This is a genomic window from Comamonas faecalis (genome assembly GCF_039538025.1).
GTDB classification, from domain to species: Bacteria; Pseudomonadota; Gammaproteobacteria; order Burkholderiales; family Burkholderiaceae_C; genus Comamonas_C; species Comamonas_C faecalis.
In genome coordinates, this window is record NZ_BAABBP010000018.1 from 20,264 (window position 1) to 38,397 (window position 18,134).

15 protein-coding genes are annotated in these 18,134 nt (G+C 68.1%); all 15 read left to right on the plus strand.

Features of this window, described 5'->3' with window-relative positions; all coding sequences use genetic code 11:
* The first annotated feature begins 124 nt into the window (after positions 1-124).
* Positions 125-2,776, plus strand: coding sequence for a DNA gyrase subunit A (gyrA, locus tag ABD767_RS10875; RefSeq protein WP_344869671.1), 2,652 nt, complete (start codon positions 125-127; stop codon positions 2,774-2,776).
* A 116-nt stretch (positions 2,777-2,892) separates the two neighbouring features.
* Positions 2,893-4,002: a 3-phosphoserine/phosphohydroxythreonine transaminase gene (gene serC / locus ABD767_RS10880; protein ID WP_103044505.1), complete on the plus strand. Its 1,110-nt coding sequence runs from the start codon at positions 2,893-2,895 to the stop codon at positions 4,000-4,002.
* Positions 4,003-4,055: 53 nt separating this feature from the next.
* Entirely contained in the window at positions 4,056-5,153 is a 1,098-nt protein-coding gene (gene pheA, locus ABD767_RS10885) for a prephenate dehydratase (protein ID WP_103044506.1), read from the plus strand.
* A gap of 14 nt (positions 5,154-5,167) precedes the next feature.
* Positions 5,168-6,049 carry a prephenate dehydrogenase/arogenate dehydrogenase family protein gene (locus tag ABD767_RS10890; RefSeq protein WP_103044520.1) on the plus strand — a complete coding sequence of 294 codons (882 nt, stop codon included), beginning with the start codon at positions 5,168-5,170 and terminating at the stop codon, positions 6,047-6,049.
* Between the two features lie 8 nt (positions 6,050-6,057).
* Positions 6,058-8,076: a bifunctional 3-phosphoshikimate 1-carboxyvinyltransferase/cytidylate kinase gene (locus tag ABD767_RS10895; protein WP_344869672.1), complete on the plus strand. Its 2,019-nt coding sequence runs from the start codon at positions 6,058-6,060 to the stop codon at positions 8,074-8,076.
* A 170-nt stretch (positions 8,077-8,246) separates the two neighbouring features.
* Positions 8,247-9,932: a 30S ribosomal protein S1 gene (gene rpsA / locus ABD767_RS10900; protein WP_103044508.1), complete on the plus strand. Its 1,686-nt coding sequence runs from the start codon at positions 8,247-8,249 to the stop codon at positions 9,930-9,932.
* A gap of 125 nt (positions 9,933-10,057) precedes the next feature.
* On the plus strand, positions 10,058-10,351 hold the full coding sequence (locus tag ABD767_RS10905) for an integration host factor subunit beta (protein WP_103044509.1): 294 nt from the start codon (positions 10,058-10,060) through the stop codon (positions 10,349-10,351).
* 43 nt (positions 10,352-10,394) lie between these two features.
* A complete protein-coding gene (locus tag ABD767_RS10910; RefSeq protein WP_103044510.1) occupies positions 10,395-10,691 on the plus strand; it encodes a lipopolysaccharide assembly protein LapA domain-containing protein in 297 nt (98 codons plus the stop codon).
* Positions 10,681-11,838 carry a lipopolysaccharide assembly protein LapB gene (gene lapB, locus ABD767_RS10915; protein ID WP_103044511.1) on the plus strand — a complete coding sequence of 386 codons (1,158 nt, stop codon included), beginning with the start codon at positions 10,681-10,683 and terminating at the stop codon, positions 11,836-11,838. Before ABD767_RS10910 ends, lapB begins: the two co-directional genes overlap by 11 nt.
* An 89-nt stretch (positions 11,839-11,927) precedes the next feature.
* A complete protein-coding gene (locus tag ABD767_RS10920) occupies positions 11,928-14,897 on the plus strand; it encodes a monovalent cation/H+ antiporter subunit A (protein WP_103044512.1) in 2,970 nt (989 codons plus the stop codon).
* Positions 14,897-15,262, plus strand: coding sequence for a Na+/H+ antiporter subunit C (locus ABD767_RS10925; RefSeq protein WP_103044513.1), 366 nt, complete (start codon positions 14,897-14,899; stop codon positions 15,260-15,262). The genes ABD767_RS10920 and ABD767_RS10925 overlap by 1 nt, the downstream gene beginning before the upstream one ends.
* Positions 15,259-16,974, plus strand: coding sequence for a monovalent cation/H+ antiporter subunit D (locus ABD767_RS10930; protein ID WP_103044514.1), 1,716 nt, complete (start codon positions 15,259-15,261; stop codon positions 16,972-16,974). Before ABD767_RS10925 ends, ABD767_RS10930 begins: the two co-directional genes overlap by 4 nt.
* A complete protein-coding gene (locus ABD767_RS10935) occupies positions 16,971-17,459 on the plus strand; it encodes a Na+/H+ antiporter subunit E (protein ID WP_103044515.1) in 489 nt (162 codons plus the stop codon). Before ABD767_RS10930 ends, ABD767_RS10935 begins: the two co-directional genes overlap by 4 nt.
* Complete coding sequence (locus ABD767_RS10940; protein WP_103044516.1) at positions 17,456-17,737, plus strand: K+/H+ antiporter subunit F; 282 nt, start codon at positions 17,456-17,458, stop codon at positions 17,735-17,737. Before ABD767_RS10935 ends, ABD767_RS10940 begins: the two co-directional genes overlap by 4 nt.
* The gene (locus tag ABD767_RS10945; RefSeq protein WP_103044517.1) at positions 17,734-18,102 is read left to right on the plus strand and encodes a monovalent cation/H(+) antiporter subunit G; all 369 of its coding nucleotides are present in this window, start codon (positions 17,734-17,736) and stop codon (positions 18,100-18,102) included. The genes ABD767_RS10940 and ABD767_RS10945 overlap by 4 nt, the downstream gene beginning before the upstream one ends.
* Positions 18,103-18,134 lie beyond the last annotated feature (32 nt).

Consider the following 18,134-nt stretch of genomic DNA (forward strand, 5'->3'; position numbering starts at 1 on the left):
CCAACAGCGCTCGACCGGTCGCGAAAGGGCGACAAATGTGTCCTCGGGAGAAACTGTTGTTCACCGGCAACAACCCCTTGCCCCTAAAATGCCCGATTGACCCGACGCTTTGCCTGAGCCCTTCATGACCGAGTTTGCCAAAGAAACCCTGCCCATCAGCCTGGAAGAGGAGATGCGGCGCAGTTACCTTGATTACGCAATGAGCGTGATCGTGGGCCGTGCCCTGCCCGATGCACGCGATGGCTTGAAGCCGGTCCATCGCCGTGTGCTCTACGCGATGCACGAGCTTAACAACGACTGGAACCGCCCGTACAAGAAGTCGGCGCGTATCGTCGGCGACGTGATCGGTAAATACCACCCGCACGGCGACAGCGCGGTGTACGACACTATCGTGCGCATGGCGCAGGACTTCTCGCTGCGCCACATGCTGGTCGATGGCCAGGGCAACTTCGGCAGCGTGGACGGCGACAGCGCCGCCGCGATGCGCTACACCGAAATCCGCCTGTCGAAGATCGCCCACGAGATGCTGGCCGACATCGACAGGGAGACGGTGGATTTCGGCCCCAACTACGACGGCAGCGAAAGCGAGCCGCTGGTGCTGCCCAGCCGCCTGCCCAACCTGCTGGTCAACGGCAGCGCCGGCATTGCGGTGGGCATGGCGACCAACATTCCGCCGCATAACCTGAACGAGGTGGTCGACGCCTGCCTGCACTTGCTGCAGCACCCTGAGGCCGGCATCGACGAGCTGATGGAGATCATTCCCGCGCCCGACTTTCCGACGGCCGGCATCATCTACGGCATCACCGGAGTCAAGGAAGGCTACCGCACCGGGCGCGGCAAGGTGGTGATGCGCGCCAAAGTGCATTTCGAGGACATCGACCGCGGCCAGCGCCAGGCGATCATCGTCGACGAGCTGCCCTACCAGGTCAACAAAAAGACGCTGCAGGAGCGCATGGCCGAGCTGGTGCACGAGAAGAAGCTCGAAGGCATCAGCCACATCCAGGACGAGTCGGACAAGTCCGGCATGCGCCTGGTGATCGAGCTCAAGCGTGGCGAAGTGCCCGAGGTGGTGCTCAACAACCTGTACAAGCAGACGCAGTTGCAGGACACCTTCGGCATGAACATGGTCGCGCTAATCGACGGCCAACCGAAATTGTGCAACCTCAAGGATCTGATCGAGGTCTTCATCGGCCACCGCCGCGAGGTCGTCACGCGCCGCACTGTGTTCGAGCTGCGCAAGGCGCGCGACCGAGGCCATGTGCTCGAAGGCCTGGCCGTGGCGCTGGCGAACATCGACGAATTCATCCGCATCATCCGCGAATCGCCCACGCCCCCCGTGGCCAAGGCCGAGCTGATGGCGCGCAGCTGGGACAGCCAGTTGGTGCGCGAAATGCTGACCCGCACCCGCGAGGACGGCGCCGTGGTGAATGCCGACGACTACCGCCCCGAGGGGCTGGAGCGCGAATACGGCATGCAGGCCGGCGGCCTGTACCGCCTGTCGGACACGCAGGCGCAGGAGATTCTGCAGATGCGCCTGCAGCGTCTCACGGGCCTGGAGCAGGACAAGATCGTCGCCGAATACAAGGACATCATGGCGCACATCGAGGATCTGCTGGACATCCTCGCCAGGCCCGAGCGGGTGTCGGTCATCATCAGCGACGAACTGACCGCGGTGAAGACCGAATTCGGCCAGACCAAGCTCGGCGCACGCCGCAGCGAGATCGAGCACAGCGCGCAGGACCTGTCGACGGAAGACCTGATCACGCCCACCGACATGGTGGTGACGCTCTCGCACACCGGCTACATCAAGAGCCAGCCCTTGAGCGAATACCGCTCCCAGCGGCGCGGCGGGCGCGGCAAGCAGGCCACAGCCACCAAGGACGACGACTGGATCGACCAGCTGTTCATCGCCAACACGCACGACTGGATTCTGTGCTTCTCCAACCGCGGGCGGCTGTATTGGCTCAAGGTCTGGGAGGTGCCCGCCGGCTCGCGCGGCTCGCGCGGGCGGCCCATCGTCAACATGTTCCCGCTGCAGGACGGCGAGAAGATCAACGTCGTGCTGCCGCTCACCGGCGAGATGCGCCACTTCCCCGAGGATCACTACGTCTTCATGGCGACCAGCATGGGCACCGTGAAGAAGACCGCGCTGTCCGAGTTCTCCAACCCGCGCAAGGTCGGCATCATCGCCGTCGGCCTGGACGAGGGCGACTTCCTGATCGGCGCGGCGCTGACCGACGGTGCGCACGACGTGATGCTGTTCTCCGACGGTGGCAAGGCGGTGCGCTTCGACGAGAACGACGTGCGCCCGATGGGCCGCAACGCCCGCGGCGTGCGCGGCATGTCGCTCGACGAGGGCCAGAGCGTGATCGCCATGCTGGTGGCAGAGGACGAAGCACAGTCCGTGCTCACGGCCACCGAAAACGGCTACGGCAAGCGCACCAGCATCACCGAATACACGCGCCACGGCCGGGGCACCAAGGGCATGATCGCGATCCAGCAGAGCGAGCGCAACGGCCGCGTCGTCGCCGCCACGCTGGTGCGCGCCGACGACGAGATCATGCTGATCACCGACACCGGCGTGCTTGTGCGCACCCGCGTCGCCGAGATCCGCGAGCTTGGCCGCGCCACCCAGGGCGTCACGCTGATTTCGCTCGACGAGGGCGCCAAGCTCTCGGGCCTGCAGCGCATCGTCGAGAACGACGCCAACGAACAACCCCAGGACAGCGACGACGCAGGCGATACGCCCACGCCGCCCGCCGCCGACCAGGACTGACCCCCCGCGTGGCCCGCCGGCAGCGCGCCGGCGGACCACGCCCAACACCTCAGGCTTTTGTGCATCCCCGACACGCCGGCCGCCGCGCGGCGTCGTCTCTTGCAGGAACCCAGACCATGCAGCGTCCCTACAACTTCTCGGCCGGCCCGGCCGCCATCCCCGAAGAGGTGCTCCAGCGCGCCGCGGCCGAAATGCTCGACTGGCACGGCAGCGGCCTGGGCGTGATGGAGATGAGCCACCGCGGCAAGGAATTCGTCGCCATCTACGAGCAGGCGGAGGCCGACCTGCGCGACCTGCTGGCGGTGCCGCCCGAATTCAAGATCCTGTTCATGCAGGGCGGCGGCATTGCCGAGAACGCCATCGTCCCGCTGAATCTCTCGCGCGCAGGCACGGTGGACTTCGTCGTCACCGGCAGCTGGAGCCAGAAGTCGCGCAAGGAAGCGCACAAATACGCGGCCGAGGTGCACACCGCAGCCTCCAGCGAGGACGGCGGCTTCACGACCATTCCGACCCCGGCGAGCTGGCAGCTGTCGCGCGGCGCCAGCTATGTGCACATCTGCAGCAATGAGACCATCCACGGCACCGAGTTCCAGGAGCTGCCCGACCTCAAGGCCCTGGGCAGCGACGCGCCGCTGGTCATCGACTTTTCGTCGCACGTCGCATCGCGCCCGGTCGACTGGAGCCGCGTGGGCCTGGCCTTTGGCGGCGCGCAAAAGAACATCGGCCCGGCTGGGCTGACCATCGTCATCGTGCGGGGCGACCTGCTGGGCCATGCGCTGCCGATCTGCCCCAGCGCCTTCGATTACAAAATCGTCGCCGACAACCACTCGGCCTACAACACGCCGCCCACCTGGGGCATCTACATGGCGGGGCTGACCTTCCAGTGGTTGAAAGCCCAGCGCGAAGGCGACGCCACCGGCGTGGCCGCGATGGAGCTGCGCAACATCGCCAAGGCGCAACTGCTGTACGACTTCATCGACCAGTCGTCGTTCTACGTCAACAAGGTCGCCCACCACTGCCGCTCGCGCATGAACATTCCCTTCCTGCTGCAGGACGATGCGCGCAACGACGCGTTCCTGGCCGGCGCGCGCGAGCGCGGCCTGCTGCAGCTCAAGGGCCACAAGAGCGTGGGCGGCATGCGCGCCAGCATCTACAACGCCATGCCGCTGGCCGGCGTGCAGGCGCTGATCGACTACATGCACGACTTCGAGCGCCAGCACGCCTGAGAGACGCCCCGATCCGCCAGCGCCCTCCCTCCCCCGCCCGGAGCCATCTGCTCATGTCCGAACCCCAAGCCTCCCCCGACCTGGCGCAGCTGCGCGTGCAGATCGACTCCATCGACCAGCAACTGCTGCAGTTGCTGAACGCGCGCGCCCACGTGGCCGAGCAGGTCGGCGAGATCAAGAAACGCGAAGGATCGCCGTTTTTCCGCCCCGACCGCGTGGCCCAGGTGATCGAGAAGATCACCCGCGCCAACCCCGGACCGCTCAAGGACGTGCATGTCTCGGCCATTTGGCGCGAGATCATGTCTGCCTGCCTGGCGCTGGAGTCGCCCCAGCGCGTCGCGGTACTCGGCCCCGAGGGCACGTTCTGCGAACAAGCTGCGCTCGAATACTTCGGCGGCGCGGCCGACCTCATGTACTGCAACAGCTTTGACGAGGTCTTCCACGCCACGGCTGCGGGCAGCGCGCAATATGGCGTCGTCGGCGTGGAAAACTCCAACGAGGGCGTGGTCACACGCTCGCTGGACATGTTCTTGCACACGCCCTGCCATGTCGTGGGCGAGGTGAGCCTTCTGGTGCGCCACAACCTGCTGCGCCTGACCAGCGACGCCGAGAACATCGAAGCCGTGCTGGCCCACCCACAGGCGCTGGCACAGTGCCACGCCTGGCTGTCCAAGCACCTGCCGCACGCCGAGCGCCGCCCGGTCAACAGCAATGCCGAAGGCGCGCGGATGGCCGCAACCAACCCGGCCTGGGCCGGCATTGCCAGCGAGCGCGCCGGCCAGCAGTTCGGCCTGCACGTAGTGGCGCACGCCATCCAGGACGAGGCCTACAACCGCACGCGCTTTGCCATCATCTGCCTGCCGCATACGCTGGCCACGCCCGCGCCCACCGGGCGCGACTGCACCAGCCTGATCATCTCGGTGCCCAACCGCCCCGGCGCGGTGCACGACCTGCTGGTGCCGCTCAAAAAGCACGGCGTATCCATGACGCGCTTCGAGTCGCGCCCGGCGCGCACCGGCCAGTGGGAGTACTACTTCTACATCGACATCGCCGGCCACCCCAGCCAGCCCCACGTGGCCCAGGCGCTCGACGAGCTGCAGCACATGTGCGCCTTCTACAAGCTGCTGGGCTCCTACCCCACCGCGGCGTGAAGGAGCCAGAGACGATGTTCGAACAATTGGGGTTGATCGGCTGCGGCCTGATGGGCGGCTCGTTCGCGCTGGCGCTGAAACAAGCGGGCCTGGTCAAGCGCGTCGTCGGCTACAGCAAGTCACCGTCGACCACCGAGCGCGCCCGCGAGCTGGGCGTGATCGACGTCGAGGCGCCGTCGGCACTGCTGGCCGCCGCAGGCGCCGACATCGTGCTGCTGGCCGTGCCCGTGGCCGCCACCGAGGTTACGCTCAAGGCGATTCGCCACCTGGTCACGCCGCAGACGCTGGTGATGGACGTGGGCTCGACCAAGCAGGACGTGGTGCAGGCCGCGCGCAGCGCGCTGGGCAACAGCGTGGGCTCGTTCGTTCCCGCCCACCCGATCACCGGACGCGAGGTCGCCGGCGTCGAGCACGCCCAGGCTGACCTGTACCGCGGCTGCCAGGTCATCCTGACGCCCACCGAGCGCACGCTCACGGCCCAGCTGCGCCGTGCCGAGCAGTTGTGGAGCGCGCTGGGCTGCCAGGTCAGCACCATGGCGCCGGAGCACCACGACACCGCATTCGCCGCGGTCAGCCACCTGCCCCACCTGCTGGCGTTCGCGCTGCTCAACAGCATCATTGGCCAGGAGCGCAGCAACACGCTGCTGCAACTGGCCGGCCCGGGTTTTCGCGATTTCACGCGCATTGCCGCGGGCGACCCAAAAATCTGGCGCGACATCCTGCGCGCCAACCGCACCGAAGTGCTGGCGCAGTCGCGCCTGTTCGAGCAGGCTCTGCAGCAGTTGCAGGCCGCGATGCAGGAGGACGACACCCAGCACCTGGAAGACCTGCTGACGCTGGCCAGCTCCACCCGTGCGCACTGGCGCATGGGCCAGTCGCACAGCCACGAGGATTGACGAGGCCGATGTACACCACCGACTTTCTTGACCTGCCCGCGCTGCGCTTGGCCGGCGGCAGCGTGCGCCTGCCCGGCTCCAAGAGCATTTCCAACCGCGTGCTGCTGCTGGCCGCGCTCAGCGAAGGCACGACCGAGGTGCACGACCTGCTGGCCAGCGACGACACCGCGGTGATGCTGGACGCGCTGGCCGCCATTGGTTGCACCGTTGAACATGTGGACGCGCGCACGGTGCGCATCACCGGCCTGGGCGCGCGCGCGCCGCGCTCGCCCGCAAAGCTGTTTCTGGGCAACGCCGGCACCGCCATGCGCCCGCTCACCGCGGCGCTGGCGCTGATGCTGGGCGACTTCACGCTCTCGGGCGTGCCGCGCATGCACGAGCGCCCGATCGGCGACCTGGTCGACGCACTGCGCCAGCTCGGCTGCGCCATCGACTATCTGGGCCAGCCCGGCTACCCGCCGCTGTCCATCGCCCAGGGCGGCGGCGTTCCTCCGCTGCAGCTGGCCGCACCCATTCAGGTGCGCGGCGACGTCTCCAGCCAGTTTCTCACCGCACTGCTGATGGCGCTGCCGCTGGCTGCCCGTGAGCAGGACGTGGTGATCGAGGTGGTCGGCGAGCTGATCTCCAAGCCCTACATCGAGATCACGCTGGCGCTGCTGGCGCGCTTTGGCATTGCGGTGCAGCGCCAGGGCTGGCAGCGCTTCACCATCGCCGCCGGCAGCCGCTACCGCTCGCCCGGCAGCATCCATGTCGAGGCGGACGCCTCCTCGGCCAGCTATTTCATTGCACTGGGGGCGCTTGCCGGCAGCGGCGACGGCGTGCGCATCGAGGGCGTGGGCCTGGACTCGATCCAGGGCGACATCCGCTTCGTCGACGCCGCGCGTGCCATGGGCGCGCAGGTGGACGGCGGCGACAACTGGCTGCAAGTGCGCCGCGGCAGCTGGCCGCTCAAGGCCATCGCCCTGGACTGCAACCACATTCCCGACGCCGCAATGACGCTGGCCGTCATGGCGCTGTACGCCGACGGCCCCAGCCTGCTCACCAACATCGCCAGCTGGCGCGTCAAGGAAACCGACCGCCTGGCCGCGATGGCCTGCGAGCTGCGCAAGCTCGGCGCCACCGTCGAGGAAGGCGCCGACTTTCTGCGCGTCGACCCGCTGCCCGCGGCGGCCGACTGGCGCGCCGCGCGCATCCACACCTACGACGACCACCGCATCGCGATGTGCTTCTCGCTGGCCGCGTTCAACCCGGCACGGCTGCCGGTGCGCATCGAAGACCCGCGCTGCGTCGCCAAGACCTTCCCCGACTACTTCGAGGCGTTGTTCAGCGTCGCGCAGGCCCAGTCCGGCGCCGTCCCGGTGATCTGCATCGACGGGCCCACCGCCTCGGGCAAGGGCACGGTGGCCTCGCTCGTGGCGCAACGGCTGGGCTACGCCTTTCTCGACTCGGGCGCGCTGTATCGCGCAACAGCCTTGGCCGCAGCCAGGGCCGGCCTGGTCATGGAACCCGGCAACGAGGCCGCGATTGCAGTCATCGCCCGCCAGCTGCCGATACGCTTTGACGGCGAACGCATCTGGCTGGCCGACGAGGACGTGAGCGAGGCGCTGCGCCTGGAGGCGACCGGCGCCGACGCCTCGCGCATCTCGGCCATGGCCACGGTGCGCACCGCGCTGCTCGATCTGCAGCACGGCTTTGCCCGCCTGCCCGGCCTGGTGGCCGACGGGCGCGACATGGGCACGGTGATCTTCCCAACGGCGCCGCTGAAGGTTTTCATGACCGCCAGCGCCGCCTGCCGCGCCGAGCGGCGCCACAAACAGTTGATTTCGAAGGGAATCGACGCTAAAATCGACAGTCTTCGCGCAGATCTGGAGGCGCGCGACGCACGCGATCAGAGTCGCGCCGTCGCACCGCTCAAGCCCGCGCAAGACGCCCTGCTGCTGGACAATTCCACGCTGACGATCGAAGAGACCGTCGCCCAGGTTCTCGCCTGGTGGCAGGAGCGCCAGCCCTTCGCCCCCGTTGGCTGAAGGGCTGAAACCGGCCCACGCCGTCCCTGTCGCGCTGCACCCAGGCGCATTGACGGCGTGGTTTGTTCACTGCAAACCCGTGGTTCACCCCACACACCAGCCTGCGCTCACAGTCATAAAAACGGTCGCAATCATGCCTCCGGAAACCTGTGGTGCGCGCAAGGAAACACATGTCCGAATCTTTTGCCGCCCTGTTTGAAGAGTCGCTGCAACGCACCGAAATGCGCCCCGGCGAGGTCATCACCGCCGAAGTCGTCGCCGTCGAGCACAACTTCGTCGTCGTGAACGCTGGCCTGAAGTCCGAAGCGTACGTGCCGATCGACGAATTCAAGAACGACCAGGGCGAGATCGAAGTCCAGGTGGGCGACTTCGTGTCCGTCGCCGTCGTGACGCCCGAGAACGGCTACGGCGACACCATTCTCTCGCGCGACACCGCCAAGCGCCTGGCCTCCTGGCTGGCGCTGGAGCAAGCGCTCGAATCCGGCGAGTTCGTCAACGGCACGACCAGCGGCAAGGTCAAGGGCGGCCTCACCGTCATGGTCAACGGCATCCGCGCCTTCCTGCCCGGCTCGCTGATCGACACGCGCCCGGTCAAGGACCTGACGCCCTACGAGAACAAGACCCTGGAATTCAAGGTCATCAAGCTCGACCGCAAGCGCAACAACGTGGTGCTGAGCCGCCGCGCCGTCGTCGAAGCCTCGATGGGCGAAGAGCGCGAGAAGCTGCTGGCAACGCTCAAGGAAGGCGCCATCGTCAACGGCGTGGTCAAGAACATCACCGAGTACGGCGCCTTCGTCGACCTGGGTGGCATCGACGGCCTGCTGCACATCACCGACATGGCCTGGCGCCGCGTGCGCCACCCGAGCGAAGTGGTGCAACCCGGCCAGGAAATCACGGCCAAGATCCTCAAGTTCGACCAAGAGAAGCAACGCGTCTCGCTCGGCCTCAAGCAGCTGGGCGACGACCCGTGGATGGGCGTCTCGCGCCGCTACCCCTCGGGCACCCGCCTGTTCGGCAAGGTCACCAACATTGCCGACTACGGCGCCTTCGTCGAGCTCGAGCCCGGCATCGAAGGCCTGGTGCACGTCTCCGAGATGGACTGGACCAACAAGAACGTGGCCCCCACCAAGCTGGTGTCGCTGGGCGACGAGGTCGAGGTCATGGTGCTGGACATCGACGAGGACAAGCGCCGCATCAGCCTGGGCATGAAGCAGTGCAAGGCCAACCCGTGGCAAGAGTTTGCGCAGAACACCAAGCGCGGCGACCGCGTCAAGGGCCCGATCAAGTCGATCACCGACTTCGGCGTGTTCGTCGGCCTGGCTGCCGGCATCGACGGCCTGGTGCACCTGTCCGACCTGTCGTGGAACGAGCCGGGCGAGTCTGCAGTGCGCAACTACAAGAAGGGCCAGGAAGTCGACGCCATCGTGCTGGCCGTCGACGTCGAGCGCGAGCGCATCTCGCTGGGCATCAAGCAGCTGGACGGAGACCCGTTCACCACCTTCGTCACCATCAATGACAAGGGCTCGATCGTCTCCGGCAAGGTCAAGACCGTCGACGCCCGCGGCGCCGAAATCGACCTGGGCGAGGACATTCTGGGCTACCTGCGCGCCTCCGAGATCTCGCGCGACCGCGTCGAAGACGCGCGCAACGTGCTCAAGGAAGGCGACGAGGTGTCCGCCGTCGTGACCAACATCGACCGCAAGAGCCGCAACATCCAGCTGTCGATCAAGGCCAAGGATCAGGTCGACCAGCAGGAAGCCATGGCCCACCTGTCGGCCCAGTCGTCCAAGGAGAACGCCGGTACGACCAGCCTGGGCGCCCTGCTGCGCGCCAAGCTGGACAACTCCGAGCGGTAATCTGGCCACGCCAACCCGGTCACACCCCGGGTTGGCGCACCAGGCTCCTCGCATGAACGGGCGCCCGCGAGCGCCCGTTTTCATTTTTCAGAACGTGCCTACGTTCCCACTACCCAGAACCCGCCATGATCCGATCCAATCTCGTCGAAGAACTCGCAGCCCGCTTCACCCAGCTCACGCAGCGCGACGCCGAATACGCGGTCAAGACCATTCTGGACGCGGTCACGGATTCGCTGGTGCGCGGCCACCGCATCGAAATCCGCGGCTTTGGCAGCTTCAGCGTCACCCACCGCCCTGCCCGCCTGGGCCGCAACCCGCGCAGCGGCGAAGCGGTGCACATCCCGGCCAAGCGCGTGCCGCACTTCAAGCCGGGCAAGGCGCTGCGCGAGGGCGTCGACCGCGGCACCACGGCCGATTGAGAGAGCTCCCGTCTTAGAATCGCCCGGAACACGGGACGCTCACATGAAATTCTTTCTGTGGCTGCTCAGGGCAGTCATTTTTTTCGCGCTGCTGGCGTTTGCGCTGAACAACCAGCAGGACGTGACGGTGCACTTCTTCTTCGGCACCCAGTGGTCGGCCGCGCTGGTACTCATCGTGCTGGCCGCCTTCACGCTGGGCGTCGCGGTCGGCGTGCTGGGCATGGTGCAGTACGGCTGGCGCAAGCGCCGCAAACAGCGCAGCAGCGTCCCCGCGCCGGCTTCCGAGCCAAGCGCCCCGCCACCCACTGTCGACCTGCCCGCCTCCATCCATGGAATTTGAACTCAGCTGGCTGCTGATGGGCCTGCCCCTGGCCTTTGGCCTGGGCTGGCTGGCATCGCGCCTGGACCTGCGCCAATGGCGCGCCGACAGCCGCCGCTCGCCCAAGGCCTATTTCAAGGGGCTGAACTATCTGCTCAACGAGCAGCAGGATCAGGCCATCGACGCCTTCATCGAGGCGGTGCAGAACGATCCCGACACCACCGAGCTGCACTTTGCGCTGGGCAACCTGTTTCGCCGCCGCGGCGAATACAACCGCGCGGTGCGCGTGCACGAGCACCTGCTCTCGCGCGCCGACCTCACGCGCGCCGACCGCGACCGCGCCCAGCACGCGCTGGCGCTGGACTTTCTCAAGGCCGGCCTGCTCGACCGCGCCGAGGACGCGCTGCGCCGCCTGGACGCCACGCCCTTCGAGGCCCAGGCGCGCCTGGCGCTGCTGTCCATCTACGAACGCGCCCACGACTGGCCGCAGGCCATGGCCGTCGCCAAGCGCATGCAGCAGGCGCAGCAGGGCGACTTCAGCACCCGCATTGCGCACTACCTGTGCGAGCAGGCACTCGCGCTCGTGCAGCGCGGCGACCACGGCGGCGCGCGCGCGCTGTTCGAGCAGGCGCATGCCAGCGCGCCCCAGGCGCCGCGTCCACTGCTGGAGCTGGCGCGCCAGCACCAGCGCCAGGGCCAGCCCCGGGCAGCGCTGCAGCAGCTGCAGCAGCTGGTCGCCAGCGCGCCGGCGGCCGCGCCGCTGGCGGCGGCGCTGCTGGCCGACTGCGCCAGCGCCACTGGCCAGCAGCCCCAGGTGCTGGCGCAGCTGCGCACGCTGTACGAGGCCGCGCCGTCGCTGGACTTGCTGGACGCCATCGTCGCGCTGGAAAAACAGGACGCGGAGCAGGCCGCGCAGGCGCCGCAATGGTATGTGCGCCACCTGCAGCACGAGCCCTCGCTGGTGGCCGCCACGCGCTGGCTGGCACAGGAGCGGCTGGCACACGAGGAATACCACCCGCAGATCCAGCGCGCACTGGACAACGCGGCCAAGCCGCTGACGCGCTACCGCTGCGCGGCATGCGGATTCGAGGCGCGCCAGCACTTCTGGCAATGTCCGGGCTGCCAGACCTGGGACAGCTACCCAGCGCGGCGCGTCGAAGAGCTGTAGCGCGTGCGCGCATCACATCCCCCGGATCGCCTGGGGCTGCAAATTCCATAGCGCGGGCGTCTGCGCTCTACCCGTAAAATCCCGCGGCAATGCCTCTGCTGACCCTCATCGTCCTGCCTTTTGCCGCCAGCCTGCTGGCGGCACTCATGCCAGCCAATGCGCGCAACCTCGAATCGACCCTGGCGGGGCTGGTGGCGGTATTTTGCGCCGTCGCGGTTGCGCTGCATTTCCCCGAGGTAGCCGCCGGCACCGTGCTGCGCCAGGAGATCGCCTGGCTGCCCTCACTGGGCATGCCCATGGTCATCCGCATGGACGGCTTTGCCTGGATGTTCTCCATGCTGGTCTACTGCATCGGCGCACTGGTCGTGCTGTACGCGCGCTACTACATGTCGCCGGCCGACCCGGTGCCGCGCTTCTTCTCGTTCTTCCTGGCCTTCATGGGCGCGATGGCCGGCGTGGTGCTGTCGGGCCACCTGATCCAGCTGGTGTTCTTCTGGGAGCTGACCAGCCTGTTCTCCTTCCTGCTGATCGGCTACTGGCACCACCGCGAGGACGCGCGCCGCGGCGCGCGCATGGCGCTCACCGTGACCGCCGGCGGCGGCCTGTGCCTGCTGGCGGGCATGCTGCTGCTGGGCCACATCGTCGGCAGCTACGATCTGGATCATGTGCTGGCGTCCGCCGAGCTGGTGCGCCACCACCCGCTGTACCTGGTCACGCTGGTGCTGGTGCTGCTGGGCGCGTTCACCAAGAGCGCGCAGTTTCCCTTCCACTTCTGGCTGCCCAACGCCATGGCCGCGCCCACGCCGGTCTCAAGCTACCTGCACTCGGCCACCATGGTCAAGGCCGGCGTCTTTTTGCTGGCGCGCCTGTGGCCGGTGATGAGCGGCACCGAGCCCTGGTTCTGGCTGGTTGGCGCCACCGGCCTGGTGACGCTGCTCGTCGGCGGCTACGCGGCAATATTCCAGAACGACCTCAAGAGCCTGCTGGCCTACTCCACCATCTCGCATCTGGGCCTGATCGTGTTGCTGCTGGGCCTGAACAGCCCGCTGGCCGCCGTCGCCGCGGTCTTTCACATCATGAACCACGCGACCTTCAAGGCCTCACTGTTCATGGCGGCGGGCATCGTCGACCATGAAAGCGGCACGCGCGACATTCGCCGCCTGTCGGGCCTGCGCCGCATGATGCCGATTACCGCGACGCTGGCCACCGTTGCCGGCGCAGCGATGGCCGGCGTGCCGCTGCTCAACGGCTTTCTGTCCAAGGAGATGTTCTTCGCCGAGACCGTCTTCCTCGACGCCTCGCCGCTGGTGGCCACGGCGCTGCCGATTGCCGCCACCATCGCCGGCATGTTCAGCGTGGCCTACTCGCTGCGCTTCATCGCCGACGTGTTCTGGGGCCCGCCGGCCACCGACCTGCCGCGCACCCCGCACGAGCCGCCGCACTGGATGCGCGTGCCGGTCGAGCTGCTGGTGCTGGCCTGCCTGGTTGTCGGCATCTTCCCGGCTTGGGCCGTGGGCCAGTTCCTGGCCACCGCGGCGCTGCCGGTGGTTGGCGGCCAGCTTCCCGCCTACAGCCTGGTGCTGTGGCACGGCGTCAACGCCCCGCTGGTGATGAGCCTGATCGCGCTGGCCGGCGGCATTGCGCTGCACCTGACTCTGCACTGGCTGCGCGCACGCGGCAGCGCCCAGGCGCCGCTCGTGATGCACCACCTGAGCGGGCGCCGGATGTTCGAGGCGGGCCTGACCCAATTCACCCGCTGGGGACGCAGCGGCCGGCGCCTGCTGTCCACCCAGCGCCTGCAGTGGCAGATGCTGTGGCTGGTGCTGGCAACACTGGTGGCCGGCGTGCTGCCGCTGTGGCTGCAGGGCGTGCACCTGGGCGCGCGCCCGGCGCTGCCGCTGTCCATCGCCTTCGTGCTGCTGTGGATCGTCGGCGGCCTGTGCGCCATTGCCACCGCCTGGCAGGCCAAATACCACCGGCTGGCCGCGCTGGTGCTGATGGGCGGCGCGGGCCTGGCTACCTGCGTCACCTTTCTGTGGTTCTCCGCGCCCGACCTGGCGCTGACCCAGCTGGCGGTGGAGCTGGTCACCACCATCCTGATTCTGCTGGGCCTGCGCTGGCTGCCCCGGCGCGACGCCGCGCTGCGCGAGGCCGATCCGCTGCGCGCACGCGCCCGGCGACTGCGCGACCTGGTGCTGGCGCTGTTGACCGGCGGCGGCATGGCCTGGCTGGCCTTTGCGATGATGAGCCGCGACTTCCCCGAGAGCACCTCGACCTTCTTCCTGGAGCATGCACTCAGCGGCGGCGGCGGCACCAACGTGGTCAACGTCATGCTGGTCGACTTCCGCGGCTTCGACACCTTCGGCGAGATCGTCGTGCTGGGCATCGTTGCAGTCACCGTCTACGCACTGCTGCGGCGCTTTCGCCCCGCCGGCGAGAGCATGGACCTGCCCGAGCAGCAGCGCGCCGTGCCCGCCGACCTGCAGACCGACCTGCTCAACCCGCGTCACGCCAGCGACACCGCCATTGGCTACCTGATGGTGCCGGCCGTGCTGGCGCGCCTGCTGCTGCCCTTCATCGCGCTGGTGGCCATCTACCTGTTCCTGCGCGGGCACAACCAGCCGGGCGGCGGCTTCGTCGCCGGGCTGGTGTTCTCGGTGGCGCTGGTGCTGCAGTACATGGTCTCGGGCACCACCTGGGTCGAAGCCCATCTGCCGCTGGTGCCCCGGCGCTGGATCGCCACCGGCCTGCTGCTGGCGCTGGCCACCGGTCTGGGCGCAGTCGCGCTGGGCTACCCCTTCCTGACCAGCCACACCGCGGTGCTGCAGCTGCCGCTGGTCGGCGAGCTGCACTTTGCCAGCGCCACCTTCTTCGACCTGGGCGTGTTCGCCCTCGTCGTCGGCGCCACGCTGCTCATCCTCACGGCAATCGCCCACCAGTCGGTGCGCAGCCACCGCTACCACGCTCGCCTGGTCGAAGAGGAGATGCAGGCGATCTCGCTGCTGGTGGGCGACCCGCCCGATCCCCCTGCGCCGGCAGGCATGAAGGGGGCGCCCTGATGGAAATCGTGCTGGCCATCGCCATCGGCGTGCTCACCGGCTCGGGCGTTTGGCTCATCCTGCGCCCGCGCACCTTCCAGGTCATCATGGGGCTGTCGCTGCTGTCGTATGCGGTCAACCTGTTCATCTTCAGCATGGGCCGGCTGGGCCTGGTCATCAACCAGGCGCCGGTGCTGGTCGACGGCGTGGCGCAGGATCTGCATCACTACACCGACCCGCTGCCGCAGGCGCTGGTGCTCACCGCCATCGTCATCGGCTTTGCCATGACGGCGCTGTTCCTGGTCGTGCTGCTGGCCTCGCGCGGCACCTCGGGCACCGACCACGTGGACGGCCGCCACGCCCACGACGCGCAGGAGATGCCATGAGCACGCTGGCACAACTGGCAGCGCCCCTGATGCCCCACCTGATGCTGGCGCCGATTGCGCTACCTATGTTCACCGCCGCGGCGTTGCTGCTGCTGCGCGAGGAGCAGCAGCACCTGAAGCTGTTCTTCAGCGTGCTGTCCACGCTGCTGGGGCTGGTCGCGTCCGTGGCGCTGCTGGCCTGGAGCCACCAGGCCGGCGCCACCAGCACGCTGGGCGTGTACCTGCCGGGCAACTGGCCTGCGCCATTCGGCATCGTACTGGCGCTCGATCGCCTCACCGCGCTGATGCTGGTGCTCACCAGCGTCGTCGCGCTGTGCGCGGTGGTCTTCTCCGGCGCGCGCTGGTACCGTGCGGGCGTGCATTTCCAGAGCCTGTTCCAGTTCCAGCTCATGGGGCTGGCCGGCGCCTTCCTGACGGCCGACCTGTTCAACCTGTTCGTGTTCTTCGAGATCATGCTCGCGGCCTCCTACGGCCTGCTGCTGCACGGCTCGGGGCCGGCGCGCGTCGGCTCGGGGCTGCACTACATCGCGATCAACCTGGCGGCCTCGTCGCTGTTTCTGATCGGCGCGGCCGTGCTCTACGGCATCACCGGCACGCTGAACATGGCCGACCTGGCGCTGGCCGTGGCCCAGGTCTCGGACGGCGACCGCGGCCTGCTGCACGCCGGCGCGGCCATCCTGGCCACCGCCTTCCTGATCAAGGCCGCGGTCTGGCCGCTGAACTTCTGGCTGGTGCCGGCCTACAGCAGCGCCACCGCACCGGTGGGCGCGCTGTTCGCCATCATGACCAAGGTGGGCGTGTACGCCATCCTGCGCCTGTGGACGCTGATGTTCGGAGCAGAAGCGGGTGCCTCTGCGCTGTTCGGCAACCTGTGGCTGACCGGCGCGGGCATGGTCACCATGGTATTTGGCGCCGTCGGCATGATGGGCTCGCAGCGTCTGTCGCACCTGGCAGGGCACGCGGCGGTGCTGTCCTCGGGCACGCTGCTGGCGGCGGCCGGCTTTGCCGAGAACGACCTGACGGCCGGCCTGCTGTACTACCTGCCCAGCTCCACGCTAGCCGTGGCCGCGCTGTTCCTGATCGACGACCTGATCGACCGCTGGCGCAACGGCGGAGCCTCGCTCGCGCCCTACGAGAGGGACGACACGCCGTTTCTCACCGCCGACCTGCTGCCGACGGCCGGTGGCGTCAACCTGGACGACGACGAGGAGGTGCTGGTCGGGCGCGTCATCCAGGCGGCGGCGGCCTTCATCGGCCTGTCCTTTCTGGTCAGCACGCTGGTCATTGCCGGCCTGCCGCCGCTGTCGGGCTTCGTCGGCAAGCTGACCATGCTGACCGCGATGCTCAACCCGCTGGGCCTGGGCTCGTCGGCCGGCATGCGCCCGGGCGTTGCCGGCTGGCTGCTGCTGGCGCTGATGCTGATCACCGGCTTTGCCGCGCTGATGGCGCTGACGCGCGCCGGCATCCGCCACTTCTGGGGCAGCTTCGACCGCATGGCGCCTGAGTTGCGCGTGCTCGAGGGTCTGCCCATTGCCACGCTGCTGCTCGCCTGCATGGCGCTCACGGTGCTGGCCGAGCCGGCCATTGGCTTCACCCGCGCCGCGGCCAACGCGCTGCACGCACCCACCACTTATGTGCACGCCGTCATGTCGGCCACGCCACGCCCGGGCGTGGCCCACGGCACCGACGCGACGCAGGAGGCCGCGCGATGAAGCGGTTTTTTCCTGCCCCGCTGGTCTCGATTGGCCTGTTCCTGGTGTGGCTGGTGCTCAACCACAGCGCCAGCGCCGGCCACATGCTGCTGGGCGCGCTGCTGGCGCTGGGCCTGCCGGTGCTGCTGCGCGGCCTGCGCCCGCAGCGGGTGCGCGTACGCCACTGGATCACGGTACTGCGCCTGTGCTGGACCGTGATGGTGGACACCACCAACTCCAACATCGGCGTGCTGCGCCTGCTGCTCGCCCCGGCCAGCCGCCGCGGCCCGCCCGACTTCGTCAAGATACCGCTGCAGCTGCGCGACCCGAACGCGCTGGCGGTGCTGGCCATGATCGTCTGCATCACCCCCGGAACGGTCTGGGCCGAGCTGTCGCTGGATCGCTCGGTGCTGATGCTGCACGTGCTGGAAGTGGCCGACGCGCAGGCCATCATCGACCACGTCAAGGCGTGCTACGAACGTCCGTTGATGGAGATTTTTGAATGAACAGTCCCATTCTGTCCTGGGTTCTGCCGATCGCCCTGGTGCTGCTGGCACTGGCCATGGTGCTGTGCCTGGTGCGCATGCTGCGCGGCCCGGCGGCGCAAGACCGCGTGCTGGCGCTCGACTGCATGTACCTCAACGGCATGCTGCTGATGCTGGTGCTGGCCATCCAGGAAGGCAGCGCGCACTACTTCGAGGCTGCCATGCTGATCGCGCTGCTGGGCTTCGTCAGCTCCACGGCGCTGGCCAAGTTTCTGCTGCGCGGCGAGGTGATCGAATGAACGCCCAGGCCCTGCCGCTGTGGCTGGACATCATGGTGTCGGTCTTCGTGCTGGCCGGCGCGGTCATCGCGCTGCTGGGCTCCTGGGGGCTGCTGCGCCTGAAGACCTATTTCGAGCGCGTACACGCGCCGGCCATCATCGCGACGATGGGCTGCTGGTGCGTAATGCATGCCTCGCTGGTGTACTTCTCGGTACAGGAAGGCGTGCTGGCGCTGCACGTGCTGCTGATCGCGCTGTTCATCGCGATCACCGTGCCGGTCACCGGCATCTTTCTGATGCGCGCCGCGCTGTTTCGCGCGCGGCGCATGGGCAAGAACGTTCCGGCCAGCATCAGCCGCTCGATCACGGGGCGCACCGGCATGTGAGTAGCGCAGGGCTTGCGCCCGCGCGCCGCCAG